The 15,501-nt window shown below is 40.0% G+C and carries 15 protein-coding genes; 14 read left to right on the top strand and 1 reads right to left on the bottom strand.

All coding sequences use genetic code 11. The features are described from left to right. The first annotated feature begins 63 nt into the window (after positions 1-63). From DFQ04_RS12560 to DFQ04_RS12535, 6 genes are all read left to right on the top strand, one after another. Positions 64-2,322 carry a DNA methyltransferase gene (locus tag DFQ04_RS12560; RefSeq protein ID WP_133556369.1) on the top strand — a complete coding sequence of 753 codons (2,259 nt, stop codon included), beginning with the start codon at positions 64-66 and terminating at the stop codon, positions 2,320-2,322. A 19-nt stretch (positions 2,323-2,341) separates the two neighbouring features. Further along, on the top strand, positions 2,342-2,854 hold the full coding sequence (locus DFQ04_RS12555) for a hypothetical protein (RefSeq protein ID WP_133556367.1): 513 nt from the start codon (positions 2,342-2,344) through the stop codon (positions 2,852-2,854). Continuing rightward, entirely contained in the window at positions 2,851-3,690 is an 840-nt protein-coding gene (locus DFQ04_RS12550; protein WP_133556365.1) for an agmatine deiminase family protein, read from the top strand. The genes DFQ04_RS12555 and DFQ04_RS12550 overlap by 4 nt, the downstream gene beginning before the upstream one ends. Positions 3,691-4,246: 556 nt before the next feature. After that, entirely contained in the window at positions 4,247-4,546 is a 300-nt protein-coding gene (locus DFQ04_RS12545; protein ID WP_133556363.1) for a hypothetical protein, read from the top strand. A 137-nt stretch (positions 4,547-4,683) separates the two neighbouring features. Next, on the top strand, positions 4,684-6,165 hold the full coding sequence (locus DFQ04_RS12540) for a hypothetical protein (protein ID WP_133556361.1): 1,482 nt from the start codon (positions 4,684-4,686) through the stop codon (positions 6,163-6,165). A 91-nt stretch (positions 6,166-6,256) separates the two neighbouring features. Then, positions 6,257-6,787: a VanZ family protein gene (locus DFQ04_RS12535; RefSeq protein WP_133556359.1), complete on the top strand. Its 531-nt coding sequence runs from the start codon at positions 6,257-6,259 to the stop codon at positions 6,785-6,787. Between the two features lie 217 nt (positions 6,788-7,004). Here DFQ04_RS12535 and DFQ04_RS12530 read toward each other — a convergent pair whose 3' ends face one another. Continuing rightward, positions 7,005-7,841 carry a hypothetical protein gene (locus DFQ04_RS12530; protein ID WP_133556357.1) on the bottom strand — a complete coding sequence of 279 codons (837 nt, stop codon included), beginning with the start codon at positions 7,839-7,841 and terminating at the stop codon, positions 7,005-7,007. Between the two features lie 228 nt (positions 7,842-8,069). Here DFQ04_RS12530 and DFQ04_RS12525 point away from each other — a divergent pair, with 228 nt between their 5' ends. The 8 genes from DFQ04_RS12525 (at position 8,070) to DFQ04_RS12490 (ending at position 15,497) form a co-directional block, all read left to right on the top strand. Then, entirely contained in the window at positions 8,070-8,915 is an 846-nt protein-coding gene (locus tag DFQ04_RS12525; RefSeq protein WP_133556355.1) for an alpha/beta hydrolase, read from the top strand. A 172-nt stretch (positions 8,916-9,087) separates the two neighbouring features. Then, positions 9,088-10,095 carry a serine hydrolase domain-containing protein gene (locus tag DFQ04_RS12520; protein WP_243739679.1) on the top strand — a complete coding sequence of 336 codons (1,008 nt, stop codon included), beginning with the start codon at positions 9,088-9,090 and terminating at the stop codon, positions 10,093-10,095. Positions 10,096-10,188: 93 nt separating this feature from the next. Further along, positions 10,189-10,881, top strand: coding sequence for a cupin domain-containing protein (locus tag DFQ04_RS12515; RefSeq protein ID WP_133556351.1), 693 nt, complete (start codon positions 10,189-10,191; stop codon positions 10,879-10,881). Between the two features lie 134 nt (positions 10,882-11,015). Further along, on the top strand, positions 11,016-11,909 hold the full coding sequence (locus tag DFQ04_RS12510) for an NAD-dependent epimerase/dehydratase family protein (protein ID WP_208110533.1): 894 nt from the start codon (positions 11,016-11,018) through the stop codon (positions 11,907-11,909). 120 nt (positions 11,910-12,029) lie between these two features. After that, positions 12,030-13,214 carry a DUF1624 domain-containing protein gene (locus DFQ04_RS12505; protein WP_133556349.1) on the top strand — a complete coding sequence of 395 codons (1,185 nt, stop codon included), beginning with the start codon at positions 12,030-12,032 and terminating at the stop codon, positions 13,212-13,214. A gap of 16 nt (positions 13,215-13,230) precedes the next feature. Continuing rightward, positions 13,231-13,569: a hypothetical protein gene (locus DFQ04_RS12500; RefSeq protein WP_133556347.1), complete on the top strand. Its 339-nt coding sequence runs from the start codon at positions 13,231-13,233 to the stop codon at positions 13,567-13,569. 152 nt (positions 13,570-13,721) lie between these two features. Beyond that, positions 13,722-14,534: an amidohydrolase family protein gene (locus DFQ04_RS12495; RefSeq protein ID WP_133556345.1), complete on the top strand. Its 813-nt coding sequence runs from the start codon at positions 13,722-13,724 to the stop codon at positions 14,532-14,534. Positions 14,535-14,549: 15 nt separating this feature from the next. Beyond that, positions 14,550-15,497: a tetratricopeptide repeat protein gene (locus DFQ04_RS12490; protein ID WP_133556343.1), complete on the top strand. Its 948-nt coding sequence runs from the start codon at positions 14,550-14,552 to the stop codon at positions 15,495-15,497. The last annotated feature ends 4 nt before the right edge of the window (positions 15,498-15,501 follow it).

Genomic DNA, 15,501 nt, shown 5'->3' with positions numbered 1-15,501 from the left:
TATGAAATCAACTTCTTTCTACAAATTGGGAATCTATAGAAATTATCCTTTTTGACTTTAGAAATGCGTATTACAAAAAACGAATTATTTGGAAACCTAAATTTTCATTCTTTAATAGATAACCCTGACTTTAAGGAAGATAGTGTTAGAGAAGTTATCATACTTCCAATCCTTAAGGCTCTTGGTTATAGAAATGACAGCATTGTAAGGAGCAAAACCCTTGAACATCCTTTCTTAAAAATTGGAAGTAATAAGAAAATACCAATCAAGCTTATTCCTGATTATTCTCTGAAAGTAGAAGATAATTTTGCTTGGGTTTTAGATGCTAAGTCTCCTGAAAAAAGGATTTTAGATCAAGATAATATAGAACAGGTCTATAGCTACTCGTCACATCCTGAGATTAGGAGTACATATTTTGCCCTCTGCAATGGGCTTGAGTTTTCGCTATTTAGAAGGGAGTCAACCAATGAACCAATTCTTCTTTTTCCAATTGACGAGATAGAGCATTATTGGGAAAAGCTAAATATGTTTTTGGCTCCTTCAAGTTTTCAAGTTGGCAAGAGCGTGGTTTACGAACGAACCGAAACCTACGCAAAAGCCAAAGGAGGTTTTGATTACAATACCCGCCCTTTATTGGAAGAAATTCCTGTTAAAAAACAGCAAGCCAAAAGACATTTTGGGGTACATGGATATTTCACAAAGCAAACTTGGAATGTGGTTGCAGAGTACATCAAAAACTTTAGCAAACCCGGAGACTTGGTTTTAGATCCATTCGGTGGTAGTGGAGTCACAGCAATTGAGGCCTTGATGAATAACCGAAAAGCCATCAACATTGATTTAAATCCAATGGCTGTTTTTCTAGTTCAGTCCTTAATAGCCCCTGTTTCTCAAAAACAATTAGCTGAAGCATTTTCCAAGATAAAAGAGGCTTATGTTAAAAAAGAACCCCAAACTGACGAAGAAATCAATAAGGCCCTTAAAGTTTATCCAGGTCCAACTTCCATTCCTCTGCCTAAAGGTTCAGATGTGGATACCACAGACCAGCTATTTAGTCCAAAACAAAAAGCACAATTAGGCCTTTTGAAATCTCTAATTCTCAAGGAAAAAGATCAAAATATCAGAACATCTTTATTATTGATGTTTTCAGGTCTTGTAACGAAAGCAAATTTAACCTACCATACAACCCCAAATAAGCCAGCAGCTGGGCAGGGTGATACCGCAGCATTTAGATATTATAGATATAGAATTGCTCCCCAACCAGTAGATATAGATATAATTACCTATTTCGAATTGAGATTTAAAAAAGTATGCCAGGCCAAAAAAGAAATGGAATACTTTATCAACCAAAACACAATATCCAACGCCCAAATTATCAAGGGGACGGCTACTGATTTAAGTTTTATTCCTCGGGAATCAATAGACTACATTTATACCGATCCTCCCTATGGCAAGAAAATCCCTTACTTAGATTTATCAGCCATGTGGAATTCATGGTTGGATTTGGAAGTGACCGATGAAGATTATTCACTCGAAGCTATAGAAGGAGGAGAGCATGACAAGAGTAAAGATGAATACAATGACTTGATGGCAAAATCTATCAAAGAAATGTATCGGGTATTAAAGTTTGATAGATGGATGTCTTTTGTTTTCGCCCACAAAGACCCGGAATTTTGGCATTTAATTATTGAGACAGCAGAAGCCTGCGGATTTGAATACGTTGGTGCTGTTCCTCAAAAAAATGGTCAGACCAGTTTCAAAAAAAGACAAAATCCCTTTACCGTACTTTCAGGCCAGCTAATCATCAATTTTAGAAAAGTTAGAAATCCTAAGGCGATCCTAAAAGCTAATTTAGGAATGGACATTGCTCAAATCGTCTTGCAAACCATCGAAGGAATCATTGCCAAAAATGACGGAGCTTCTCTAGAGCAAATCAATGACGAATTGATCATCAAAGGCTTGGAACTTGGATTTCTGGATTTACTAAAAAAGGAGTACACTGATCTGACTCCTCTCCTTTTAGAAAATTTTGACTATGATGATGATACTGAACTTTATACCATAAAAAAAGATACCAAGTTCAGAACCCATGTGGATATAAGGCTTAGAGTAAAATATTACCTTCTGAGTTACCTACGAAGAATGGAAAGAGAAGGTAAATCACCTCATTTTGATGAAATCATCTTATATATCATCCCTTTATTAAAGAATGGGATAACTCCAGAAAATCAAACAGTCTTAAAGGTTTTAGAAGATATTGCCGAGCGAGTAGGTGAAGATCGATGGAGACTTAGACGCGGAGGCCAGCAAACCCTTTTTGATTAATCATATACAATTTAGAAAAATGGACTTTTTAAAAATCACACCTGAGAAAGAAAACGAAGATGGCTTTAAAGAAATCGCTAGAATTCTTTTTGATAATTATGCAATTCAGAAAGATGATCAACTCTATCGGTTAATAGAGATCGAGTTTTATTGGAATTCAAAAACTCATTCAGATCAATCCACCTATGGAAGAAATCACATTCAACCTAAAGGTGGGGATTGGTTCTTTCATTATTCTGGAGTGGATATTGCCTTAGATAACTCTGTACCTGAAGGAACAGGAGGAATCTTAATCCGAGGAATTTATGACTTAAATGAGAAAAAGGTAATCAAAGGTCCAATGGTTTGTGCCATGACATTATTCAGTGGGTTTAATGCATTTGAGGGTTCAATTCAAACCAAACTTATCCAAAAAGAAGGTCTTGAATCTTTTCCGATTAAGTCAGGCCCTAGAAAAGGATTGGGAAAAAATGCACAAATCAATGGAATGCATGAAAGAAACTATGCTTTCTCGATAGACCCTAAAAAATGACCCCCGACTCCCAAACCAACTTTCTCTACCTCGCTGATACCCTTCCCAAAAAGTATCCTGAGTTTTATGCAGGATTGGAAAAAGAATTAAATAAGCAGAAAGTTGCTTTCGATTTTTTAACCAATACCAAAGATGTCTGGGCGGTGGATTATATGCCGATTCAGGTTGGGGAGAAGTTTGTACAATTCAGCTATGATCCCAGCTATCTGAAATTCAAAAAATACGAAAAGACCAAGTCCGATGTGGACGCGATATGTTCCACTCTAGGTATTCAAACCCAGAAATCTGAAATCGTTTTGGATGGTGGAAACCTGGTTCGCTCAGCCCGTCAAGCCTTTGTAACTGATAGGATTTTTGAGGACAATCCTACTTGGGAGAGAAAAGCGCTTCTGGAAGAGCTGAAAAACCTTTTGGAATTGGATAGGATATTCCTTCTTCCTGCCCAGCCCGGGGATTTCACGGGGCATGCGGATGGGATGGTTCGCTTTGTGGATGAGCATACCATTTTGGCAAACGACTATTCCAAAGAACCCAAGAAGTTCTTCGAAGCTTTCGAAATTGCCATTCATAATACTGGACTTGAGGTAATCAAACTTCCCTATCCCATCTATGAGAATACCAGTAATGATCATGCCAACGGAGATTATATCAATTACCTCCAGATGGATAAGGTAATCTTCGCCCCTATTTTCGGTTTCAAGGAGGATGAAGAAGTAATTCGGATTTTAGAGGAGGCTTTCCCAAAGGACTCCATCATCCCCATCGAATCCAATGAGCTCGCAAAGGATGGAGGCATTCTGAATTGTATCAGCTGGAATATTCGAAAAGATTTCTAGCAAAGCTTTGCCTCCGGTTTACTAATACGCATTGTATCTCCTGCAAACCTTTTCTTACTTCCACCAAACCCAATCCAGCTTGGAGTAGGATCAATCTACCAGAAGCAAGGATAGTCTTGGTTTTTTAGCCCAGTTGGAAGCAAAAAAGTAGAATCGTTGTATCTGCAACAAGGATGTCCTTGGTTTTTGGATGAAACCTTTGGCAAAAAAACAGCATCAATCTATCAGGGGAAGAAACGTTCTAGGTTTTTGGTGAATCGATCTATCATTTTGGATCATCGTTCCTCAAATTTTGATAAACGTTTTATCTGGGAGAAAAACGTTCTATCTTTTTTGAGAAACGTTTTACCGATTTTGAGGAACGATCTATCTGGAGGAGAAACGTTCCATGATTTTTGACAATCGTTCTATCTGGGGGAGAAAATTTCTAGCTACAGGTAGATTCACGTATCTCCAGATACGTTTTTTCTTATTTTTCGAAATAATATTCCGAATTACTTGATCCTGGTGAAGATTAAGATTTAGCTTATCTCATCCTTAATAAATAATTTTAGGTATGAGCCGTACCTCTTCCCCTGCATCCATCCTTTCAGGACCTATCCTCATTTCCCTATCCTTTGGAACTTTGGCTTTTTGGTTTATCGGAACCTTCTTTGATGTGTATCAAGTGGCCTTTATTGGGGCGATTTATGAGTTGCTTTGGCTGCCTTTCCTGGTGATGCTTTTTGGTCTGCCTATCCTAACTTTTTTTCTATGGAAAAGCTCAAAATATTCTACTAAGTCACTCTATTTTTATGCCCTGATGATCTCCACCGCAACCCTGCTGGTTTTTCTATTGGTGGAATCAAATAAATAAAAAGTATCCAGAGGATTTTCTGTCTCCTCAAATTCATTTGCAGCATTTACTAAAATCCTATGGGATTCTATGATTTCTTGCTTTTTTTGAAGAACTGGGACTTTTTAAATTAGTATCAGACTATTGAATTTTTAATCATGAGGATTTTAAGGAATTCACTTTCTCCTTTTTTCGTTGGACTGGCTTTGATTTTTAGCTCCTGTGAAGAAGATCCCATTCCAGTCATTCCTGATCCTGACAATCCAACCGTAGAAAAACCAATTCTACCTCCCAATTTTACTTACTTCACCCTTCAGATATCTCAAAATCTTCTATGTCCCGGTGAAGCCAGTCAGATCACGATCAAGGATGGAAACAATAAAGTCAGGGATCTAAAGGAGTTTACTTTTTATCTTTCTCCAGCTATCGGTACCGTAAATGTAGAAAAAGGAGTCTATCAGGCCCCTTCAAACTTGGACAGTGCGGTAAATATCGCTCTGTGGGCAGTGCACAAAACTGACACCACTTACAAACCTGGAAAATTCCTAAGGATCGTCCCATCTGATCCTGACAGTAAGCTTTTAAGGGATTTTAATGGGATTTCGGCGTCTGTGGACACTAAGCAGCTGCCAGGTGGAAGCCTGGTATTTGCTACAAATAGTCCCTCTGATCCGCCGGGGATTTTCCCATATTCGGAATTCGAGATATTTAGCACCGATCAACAAGGGCAACTACTTTGGAAAAATAACCTTGGAAAAGGAATCCTAAGGAGGCTAATTATTGGCAAAGAAGTCATTTATGGATTGGGCTATCTGGAAGAATTTGTTGCAGTAAAATTTGATTTTAAAGGGAATCACATCGGAACATATTCACTTGAATTGGGAAGTGAAAAGAATTACCAATTACTGGAAAATCTAAAAGGGGCAGTCGATGAGCAGGATGAGCTTTTTATTGCCTATGGCACTTACGATTTGAAATGGCTTAAAAAAATTGATTCAGACGGCAAAGTCGGTGATTCAAAACCAATTAATTTTTTTGCAGAGGATTTTTTCGTCTTAGAAAACTCCAAGTTAGTATTTACCTCGGAGGGAATAAGTAATGGATTTGTGGTTACCGATCTGGATTTAAAGGTCCTTTGGAATATGAATTTTGGAGTTAAAGCCAGAATAATTCAAGTGGGTAATTCCCAAGAAATCTGGAGTATTTCAAGAACAGCATCTCGTTTTGAATACCTACTCACTCGATTTGATCCCAATGGAAAACAAATCTCAAGCAAATTATTCAGGTTAACTGAAGGGGTTGATTTATTGGGTTTTTATGATTTGGTCCAATTACCCAATCAATCGATTTGGCTGGTAGGAAGTGGGGCTATGAATGTAAGCCAAGCACCTATAAATGACGAACAGTTTAATTTCCGTTTTTACCTGGTCAATATCTCTCCAGAGGGGGAAAATCTAAAGGAAGTACCTATTCAGTCCTTAAACTTTCAAGTCCCCTATTTACCTGGAGGATGGCCAACAAAATTCCATGGCTTATTCCAAGGTTCTGCCGGAATGATGCTTGCAGGACACTGGTTCTATAACTTTTTGGTGCAGCTTGGCCCCAACTATACCTACAGTCAATGCCAGGGTGGAAATTGAAAAACGCTTTTGTCGGTTAAGAAAAATTAAATTGTAAGAAAAGTCTTGAGTGGGTAAGTTGGAAAATCCTTGCATTCCACTTCCTTATTCTATGTCATTCAATCAAGATTCCAGCAACCAATTTACCCGAATTTTAGCGCTGATTTATTTGGCTGTTTTGGCTTGGATCATTTTGCTGAAGTTTGGGGTGGAATTTTCTTACCGGGATGCAAGAAGTATCACTTGGATTCCATTTCCTGAATTATTCACATTTGATGGAAAGATTGACCTGAGTCAGATTATCCTGAATATCCTGATTTTTCTTCCTTTTGGAATCTATCTGCAAGTTCTTTATCCCAAAAAACCCTTCCTTAAAAAACTACTCTATTGCTTTCTCTTGAGCTTTTTTCTGGAAGCTTCTCAATACATTTTTAAAATCGGAGCATTGGATACCACAGACCTGATCACCAATACCGCCGGGGGATTTTTGGGTTTGGGCTTAGTAAAAATTCTCCAAATATGGACTGGGAATCCATTAAGGGTTCAAAAGACCATCGATGTATTAGCATCTCTCGGAACGATTTTGATCGTCACACTTCTGGTGCTTTTAAAGTTGGATATGCTTCCGATCCGGTATCAGTAGATTCTATCGACTTATAAGATGTATCTGATTTTCCATTAAGGATTAATTAGTATTGAGATGCTTTTCCGTGGCTATTCTTATGGACTTCCTAGAAGGGCTAAAATTTAAAACTATCCAACTTTGTTTCTTGAATTCAACTTCTGCAAAAGGTCCCTGACCTATTTCCATCTCAAATAAGGTGGGTAAACCAACTTTAAGAAAAGGATGAAAAAGTTAATCAAAAGCACCGAGGATCATTATCTCCGTCGTTGGTTCTAAAGTACCTTTCACCATTAAGGAAGAGTTTCTCCTCTCTAAATTCCAATTTGTATTCCCTTACTTCTCCATTGGAAAAAGTAAGTCGAAGATGAGGGGTGGCATCAGCTCCAAGCACAATTTCCCAAATTCCATTTCCGTTGGAATTACCCGAATTGGGTGCCATACCATCCATGATTACAGTGCTTTTTCCTGAAAAATTGAAATTCCCTTGAGGACATAGATCGATGATCCTTTGGGCAGAAATCCCTCCATAAATTCCCACATCGGCCGAGCCTGAAGAATTATACGAATGCATGTAGGTTAATCTCCAGCCTGAAAGCCAGGCTTTCCATTCGGCCAATTCCGAAGAGCGATCAACCTTGGTAAACTCAAAAGAAGCTGCCAATGCTATCCCCGCTTTTTTGATTTCTTCAGAAAACTGCTCTGGCTGTGCTGCCACCAAAATCGTCACCCCAATTCCACCGGTGGGATTCTCCAAAGTTATGATGTAGGATTGCGCAGGATTGCCTTCCAAAGTACCCTGATAAGTCCTTGCTATCGTATGAGAATTCAGAGATTCAATACTCCCCATGGGCTGAAGATAAGTTCCTTGATTGTCATTGATAGTCTGATTGGCTTGAGCTTTTAATTGAGCCAAGGTTTGGTTGTGTGTCGAGATTAAAATCACTCCGGGAATAGTCGGACTTTGGAGCAGAACTGCATCCCCAACCTCACTTCCTTGCCATTGATTTGGAATGACAAAAGAAAGTCCCAATTGGGAATAATTGACACGGTTTGATTCTTGTGAATAAGCCATAGTGAAACAGTATAAAGTAAAAAAACCTAGCAATATTGATTTCATATCCAATTGAAGATTAGCTAGATAAAATTTAGCAAGAAAAAATTTCAGACCCTAGCCTATTGATTCAATCACTGACTGACATATAATTTGTATCCGATCCCAATTTGATTTAAAAGCGCTTTGTTTAAGTTTTAAGAATCCACATCAACTAGGTATTAGAAGGTGTTTTTCCTATATTTTAGAATGAACTACAAGAAAAACCTTTTCTTTTCTCTCCTATTCATTTTTTTATCCACTTCTGCCTTTTCCCAGGAAAAAATAACCTACAAGAAAATCGACACACTGGAGTTGACTCTAGAAATTTATCGTCCAAATTCATCTAAGGAATTAGGAAACTATCCAGCTTTAGTTTTCTTCTTTGGGGGAGGCTGGAATGGAGGTTCGACCGCCCAATTTGAACCCCAAGCAAAGTATTTTTCAGAACGCGGTATGGTTTGCTTTTTGGTCGATTATCGAGTCAATTCCCGGAACAAGACCTCCCCTTTTGAATCCCTAATGGATGCCAAATCTGCCATGCGCTTTATCAGAGCTCATGCAGAAGAATTTCAAATTGACCCTTCTCATATCGTAGCGGCTGGTGGATCTGCGGGTGGTCATTTGGCAGCAGCCACGGCTTTGATTGAATCTTACAATGATCCCAAGGACGATTTGACGATCAGTTGCAAGCCCAATGCTTTGGTCCTTTTCAATCCCGTGATCGACAATGGGCCGGGTGGCTATGGATTTGAGCGAATCGGAGCTCACTACAAGGAATTTTCTCCCCTCCACAATATCCAAAAAGGTGCTCCGCCTACCGTGATTTTCCTGGGGACCAAGGATGAGCTGATCCCAGTAAAAACGATGGAATACTATCAAATGGTCATGGAAAAAGTAGGTAGCAGATGTGAATTATACCTCTATGAAGATCAAGTTCATGGCTTCTTCAACTACCGGAATTTTGAATTCTATAAGGAGACACTTTTAAAAGCAGATGAATTTCTGGTTTCGCTGGGCTTGTTGGACAAAATGCCTAAAGTGGAAGTGAAGTAAAAGGCAATCAATCCGTTTAAACCCTAAAATCAAGCCATTTGACCTTTTCTTATTCCTGAAAAATCTACCATCCTAGAGTCGAAATCACCTCAAAAACCCATTTTATAAAAGATGCTTATCTTGCGGGTCCAGCATCATGAAAATTTCCGCTAAACGTTTTTTTCAAATCCTCATGCCACTGCTAGGTGTTGCCAGTATGGTGATTTTTGTACCATGGACTCTTGTGTTTTCATGGATTGCCCCTTTGCCGGACACTATTCAGGAGCAAGTAGAACAAGGCATTGAGTATGGCTTGGATGGGATTATTGTCTATGTGGAGCAAGGAGGGAAAGAGCCAAAAATCTACACGGCAGGCTGGAAAAACAGAGAAAACAAAATTCCTGCAGATCCCAATGACTATTTTAAAATTGCCAGCATCAGCAAGCTTTACATCGCTGCAGCCGCAGTAAAATTGGTGGCTGAAGACAAGCTTTCCCTGGACCAAACTCTTGCCGAGCTTTTACCAGAACTCCAAGGAAGAATCGAAAATGCTGACAGAATTACCCTCCGCATGCTGATCCGACACCGAAGCGGAATACCCAATTACAGTGATCATCCTGATTACCCTTGGGACAAAGCTCCGGATAATGCGGGGGCCTTGGCCTTTATTTTGGATACTCCGGCAGATTTTGGACCAGATGAAAAATATGCCTATTCCAATACCAATTACCTTCTGATCGGAGAAATCCTGGATAAAACATTGGGCTATTCTCACCATCAGTTTATCCGGGAAAAACTCCTACTTCCTCATGGTTTGACGCATACCTTCAGCCTTTTGAAGGAGGTTCCTCTGGATAGCGTCATGAGCGGATATTTTGTGGGCTATGAACCTGACATCAAGGCAAATGACTACACCAATCCTGGAGGATCCATGGTGGCTACGATCTCAGATGTAGGAAAATTTTTAAGAATACTCAATAACGGAACTCTACTCACTGAAAAGGAGCAGGAGATCTATTCTTCCGTGTATGAATACGGACATACCGGGCTTCTTCCCGGGTATTCCAGTATTGCCAGATACCACCCAGATCTCGACGCCGTGGTAGTCCAGTTTGTCAATACCAACGGGGGATTTACCTGGAATTTGACTGAGATTATTTACAATAAGATTGTGAAGCTGGTAGGAAGGGAAAAGGAGTAAAAATTTCTTTTGGCAAATAGATAAGCTTAAATTCAGCTTCCCTTGTCGGGATCTTACCAAAGATTTGACTTTTATCCTATTCTAACCCACTTTATGCCTTCAAGCCCATTTGCCTTCAGCTCTCAAAAGCAAGTCGTTTTATTCCTCTTTTTTTTGATTCAAACTCCTCTCCTCAGCCAGGTTCTAGTCCATCAAGAACCCAGACATTGTCCTGTTTTTGAGAATAAGGAAATCCGGATTTTGAATGTGGAATTTCCTCCCGGAGACACTACCCTTTACCACGTCCATACCACACCATCCGTATTTATCCATTTTACCTCGACGGCTGTGGGCTCCCAGTTAAAGGGAGCGAGTGAGGTCAATGCTGAATCCATCGCTGGTGATATTGTGGTAGAGGATTTATCGGGCGATAATATCCGTACTCACCGGGTTTGGAATAGGGACAAAAGTGATTTTCATGTCATGGATGTGGAGTTGTTGTATAAAGATTTTGACTTGGAGGAAAATCCTTTGGACCTCCCTGATCTCAATTTGGAGATTGATACCACTTGGGTTCGGGTATACAGATTGAATCTGGAAGCAGGAAAGGAATTCCAACTTGAAAAACCCAAGCAATCCTTTCTTTTAGTTTCACTTCAGGATGCATCTATTCAAAATGAGAAAGCCCAAAATCAGGATTTAAAGCCCGGAAGCTTCATCGCCGTTCCAAGAAAGAAGAAATTTTCCATCACCAATTCAGGAAGCCAAGCAGCTGAAATGGTTTTATTAGAGTTTCCCGCCAAGTAAATAAGAAAGGATACCGATTACCGAAAATCCTTTTTTGAGAATCCAAATCAAGAATCAGATTGGATTCCTTATTCAGATTTTGTACCTCGAATTTCTATTTGGAATTCATCCCATCAACTTTAAAAATTTCTACCATGAGAGTATTCTTTACCGGAGGTTCAGGAAAAGCAGGTCGACACGTAATCCCATACCTTCTAGAGCAGGGGCATCGGGTAATGAATGTAGACCTGACCCCATTGAATCATCCCGGCGTGGATAATTTGACCGCCGACATCACCGATTCAGGACAGATGTTCAATGCCATGAGCATGTATGCTGGATTTGATGAGATGGAGCCGGGAACTGGGGTACCTCAATTTGATGCGGTGGTTCATTTCGCAGCGGTACCGCGTATTTTGATCAAACCTGACAATGAAACTTTTCGGGTCAATACCGTCGGAACCTACAATGTGATTGAGGCTGCCGTAAAACTTGGGATCAAAAAAATCATCATTGCCTCTTCTGAAACGACTTACGGGATTTGTTTTTCCGATGGAAAAACTGACCCGGCTTACCTACCACTGGACGAGGAATACGACGTCAATCCCATGGACAGCTACGGACTTTCGAAAGTAGTGAACGAGCAAACCGCCCGGGCTTTTCAAAGAAGGACAGGCGTAGATATTTATGCCTTGAGGATCGGCAATGTGATCGAACCTCACGAATACCAAGCCCTTTTCCCACATTACTTCAAGCATCCTGAAGTGAGGAGAAGAAATGCCTTCTGCTACATTGACGCCCGTGATTTGGGACAAATTGTGGATTTATGCTTAAAAAAGGATGGTTTGGGTTATCAGGTATTCAATGCCGGAAATGATCATAACGGGGCCATCATTCCCAGCAAGGAGCTGGCGGAACACTTTTTCCCGGGAGTTCGAGTGACCAGGGAATTGGAAGAACATGAGGCGCTTTTTTCCAATAAAAAGATCAAAGAGCTCTTAGGATTTAAGGAACAGCACAATTGGAGAAAGTATGTGAAAGGAGAATAAAATTTGGAAATCTTTTGAGTTAATAGCTATTGATATGTTCTAGAGTTTGATTTTCATTCTTGAGGAAAACTTTTATATTGAATGACCAAACACTTTTTTTTTAATTTTTAACCCAAACAGATGAATAAAATCCAGACCTCAAGAATAGAATCCATCGACCTCTTGAGGGGGGTCGTCATGGTCATCATGGCCTTGGACCATGTAAGAGATTATTTCTTTTATCAATCATTTTACGGTGATCCTACCGATTTAGAGACTACCACTCCGATCTTGTTTTTCACCCGATTTATCACCCATTTCTGTGCCCCCGCTTTTGTTTTTCTTGCAGGCACCTCAGCATTTTTATATGGAAGAAACAAATCCAAGCCAGAACTTTCCAAATTTCTTTTGACTCGGGGGATTTGGTTGGTTTTCCTTGAAGTGGCACTTAACTCCTTGATCTGGACGTTTGATCTAACCTATAGCCTTGTGCTGGTTCAAGTGATCTGGGCAATAGGAGCAAGTATGATTTGCCTTTCGTTTCTTATTTATCTTCCAAAAACCATCATTCTTATCCTAGGTTCAGTTTTAATCGCAGGACATAATTTATTGGATGGGATAAGCGCTGAGGGAAGTAGCCTCTCCTCTATTCTTTGGTATATACTTCATCAAGACCAACTGGTGGTATTTAATCCCTCTCAAGCCATTTATTTTCATTATCCTTTGATTCCTTGGATTGGCCTTATGGCCTTGGGTTATCTTTTTGGGGGATTTTACAGTAAAGATTTTGACCCGGAAAAGCGAAAAAAGTGGCTTCTTAGAATTGGATTCGGTGCCATTACTTTATTTGTGGTCTTAAGGGGAATAAATGTGTACGGGGATTTACATCCTTGGTCAGTTTACGAGACAGGCACGAAGACTTTCCTTTCGTTTATAAACGTAACCAAGTATCCCCCCTCCCTTCTTTATGTCTGTATAACCCTGGGACCGGCATTTCTTTTCCTTTACTTCATTGAGGGTGTAAAAAATAAAATCACGGACTTTTTCTTAGTTTTTGGAAGGGTTCCCCTCTTCTACTATTTCGCTCACATGTTGCTAATCCATGGCTTATCTCTAATAGCCATCGAACTAGGGGGAGGAGATTGGCAGGATCTCATCATCACAGCTGAGGGATTTTTGAGTCTAAAACTGATGGATTATGGCTTTTCTTTAGGAGTTGTTTATTTGGTTTGGATCGGGGTAGTGGCAATCCTTTATTTTCCTTGCAGATGGTATATGAACTACAAGGCTAAGCACAAGGAAATGTGGTGGCTTAGCTATTTGTAAACTCCTTCAGAGAGAAATGAATCCAGAACAGAAACTCTTTTGGATCAAGGTTGGCCATACTATTATCTGGGCCTTTTTGGTGGGAGTGATTTTCTATGTCCTTTATTCTGGGATTAGTAATCAGGTGACTTTATTTACTTGGATTGGGATTGCAATGATTATTGCTGAGGGATTGACCCTTGCAATCTTTAAGATGCATTGCCCTTTGACTGTTTGGGCAAGAAAGTATTCCGATTCTACCCGGGAAAATTTTGACATTTTCCTGCCTGAGTGGCTCGCCAAATACAACAAGTTGATTTTCACTACAATTTTCTTGATTGGATTTTTACTTGTCCTATACAGAATCTTGAATTGAAACTTTGATCTTTTAGCCAATCTTAAGTCGCACATTCCTTTCCTTATTTGCCATCAAAAAGCTTGATTTCTGGGTTTTTGGGCATTTTTTAGTTATTCTAGTGGTTATAGGCTGTTTAATCAGCAATTTTTATCTGAAAAAAATCCAATCAAATGATCATTGACGTCCATACGCATATCAATAATTACCACGAAGACCGTGTCAAATCCTTAGAAGATTGCCTTTCACTTCTTACGGATACCATGGCGGAAAATAAGGTAGACTACTCCTTGGTTCTTTCCTCCTACAAGGTAAACGAACACCGACCCAGTACCCAAAAGGTAGTGGAAGCCATCGCTGACAAAAAGAATCTTGGGGTGGTAGCGGGTATTAGCTTTCTTCATTACAATCATTGGGACATTAGACAGATCGGAGAATATTTAGGCCAAGGATTGATCAAAGGCCTGAAGTTTTATCCCGGCTACGAACCCTTTTATCCAAACGACAGCAGGCTCAAGGTCTGGTATGAAATGGCTATAGAATACAATATCCCCGTCATGTTTCACTCGGGAGACACCTATGCTCCTACAGGCCGGGTCAAGTATTCTCATCCCCTTCAGATTGATGATCTGGCGGTGGATTTCCCAGAATTGAAAATTGTGATCTGTCACCTCGGAAATCCTTGGATTAAAGATTGCATGGAGGTGGTCTATAAAAACAAAAATGTCCATGCGGATATTTCAGGCTTGGTCTTGGGGAATTTCTCCGAAAAGTTTGAACGCTTCATGAAACAGGAGATTGAACAAATGATCACCTACGCGGGAAATCCAAAATACCTGCTTTACGGGACCGATTGGCCTATTTCTAACATGAATTCCTATTTGAAATTTATCGACCAACTGGATCTGACCGTCGAAAAGAAGGAACTCATCTTATGGAAAAATGCTGCTGAACTGTTTAACATCGATGTGAATTCACTTCGCTAATCTTATATTTCTTGTATGAAAAACGGCATGCTATTCTTTGTGGCCTCAGCATTATTTATCTGGTCCTGCAGCCCAGGCGCCAGTGACAATACTGAGACTATTTCTTCACAAGACACCACCTTTACCACTCCTTTGGGAAAAATCTATCCCATCCCAACTCCAGGTGAAAAAACTCTAGCTCAATACGAAGAAGCAAAGTCTAACTTTGAGGCAAATCCTGAGGATGTGGATGCACTCATTTGGTATGGGCGACGAACTGCATACCTAGGACAATACAAGCAAGCAATAGAAATCTATTCCGAAGGAATTGAAAAATTCCCCAATGAAGCCCGACTATATCGCCATCGTGGACATCGCTACATTTCCATTCGGGAGTATGATAAAGCGATTGCTGATTTGGAAAAGGCAGCCAAGCTAATTCAAGGAACTCCAAATGAAATCGAGCCAGACGGAATGCCTAATGCATTGAACATTCCTGTTAGTTCGCTTCATGGCAATATCTATTACCATCTGGGCTTAGCTTACTACCTCGTTGGGGATTATGAAAAAGCATACCAAGCCTATTTGAAATGCAGGGACAGTGGAAGTCAGTATGACAATATCGTCTCCAGCACCCATTGGTTGTACATGATCCAGCAGCGTATCGGAAATCCGACAAAAGCCGATTCCCTTTTGGCTCCGATCTATCCTGACTCAACGGTCATCGAAAATCAAAGCTATGCCGATCTTTGTCTTCTATACAAAGGACTACTCCCAGTGGATTCTCTCATTCAACAAGGACCAGGAGGAAATCCATCTAATGATGCTGTGCGCTACGGAGTAGCCAATTGGTATTTATATCATAGAGACACCTCAAATGCCAAGAAAATGATGGAAGAACTTCTTGAAACGAATTCATTTGCTTCATTCGGGTATCTGGCAGCAGAGCAGGATTGGATTAAACTCTTTTCTCAAAACCGATAAGAAC

Origin of the sequence: Algoriphagus boseongensis (assembly GCF_004362805.1) — a bacterium.
Lineage (GTDB): Bacteria > Bacteroidota > Bacteroidia > Cytophagales > Cyclobacteriaceae > Algoriphagus > Algoriphagus boseongensis.
Note: the sequence above shows the minus strand (reverse complement) of the source record. Positions and strands in the feature narration are given on the sequence as shown.

Excerpts from the sequence above, each read along its gene's own strand:
- DFQ04_RS12560 (WP_133556369.1), top strand. The coding sequence starts at position 64 with ATGCGTATTACAAAAAACGAATTATTTGGAAACCTAAATTTTCATTCT.
- DFQ04_RS12555 (WP_133556367.1), top strand. The coding sequence starts at position 2,342 with ATGGACTTTTTAAAAATCACACCTGAGAAAGAAAACGAAGATGGCTTT.
- DFQ04_RS12550 (WP_133556365.1), top strand. The coding sequence starts at position 2,851 with ATGACCCCCGACTCCCAAACCAACTTTCTCTACCTCGCTGATACCCTT.
- DFQ04_RS12545 (WP_133556363.1), top strand. The coding sequence starts at position 4,247 with ATGAGCCGTACCTCTTCCCCTGCATCCATCCTTTCAGGACCTATCCTC.
- DFQ04_RS12540 (WP_133556361.1), top strand. The coding sequence starts at position 4,684 with ATGAGGATTTTAAGGAATTCACTTTCTCCTTTTTTCGTTGGACTGGCT.
- DFQ04_RS12535 (WP_133556359.1), top strand. The coding sequence starts at position 6,257 with ATGTCATTCAATCAAGATTCCAGCAACCAATTTACCCGAATTTTAGCG.
- DFQ04_RS12530 (WP_133556357.1), bottom strand. The coding sequence starts at position 7,841 with ATGGCTTATTCACAAGAATCAAACCGTGTCAATTATTCCCAATTGGGA.
- DFQ04_RS12525 (WP_133556355.1), top strand. The coding sequence starts at position 8,070 with ATGAACTACAAGAAAAACCTTTTCTTTTCTCTCCTATTCATTTTTTTA.
- DFQ04_RS12520 (WP_243739679.1), top strand. The coding sequence starts at position 9,088 with ATGCCACTGCTAGGTGTTGCCAGTATGGTGATTTTTGTACCATGGACT.
- DFQ04_RS12515 (WP_133556351.1), top strand. The coding sequence starts at position 10,189 with ATGCCTTCAAGCCCATTTGCCTTCAGCTCTCAAAAGCAAGTCGTTTTA.
- DFQ04_RS12510 (WP_208110533.1), top strand. The coding sequence starts at position 11,016 with ATGAGAGTATTCTTTACCGGAGGTTCAGGAAAAGCAGGTCGACACGTA.
- DFQ04_RS12505 (WP_133556349.1), top strand. The coding sequence starts at position 12,030 with ATGAATAAAATCCAGACCTCAAGAATAGAATCCATCGACCTCTTGAGG.
- DFQ04_RS12500 (WP_133556347.1), top strand. The coding sequence starts at position 13,231 with ATGAATCCAGAACAGAAACTCTTTTGGATCAAGGTTGGCCATACTATT.
- DFQ04_RS12495 (WP_133556345.1), top strand. The coding sequence starts at position 13,722 with ATGATCATTGACGTCCATACGCATATCAATAATTACCACGAAGACCGT.
- DFQ04_RS12490 (WP_133556343.1), top strand. The coding sequence starts at position 14,550 with ATGAAAAACGGCATGCTATTCTTTGTGGCCTCAGCATTATTTATCTGG.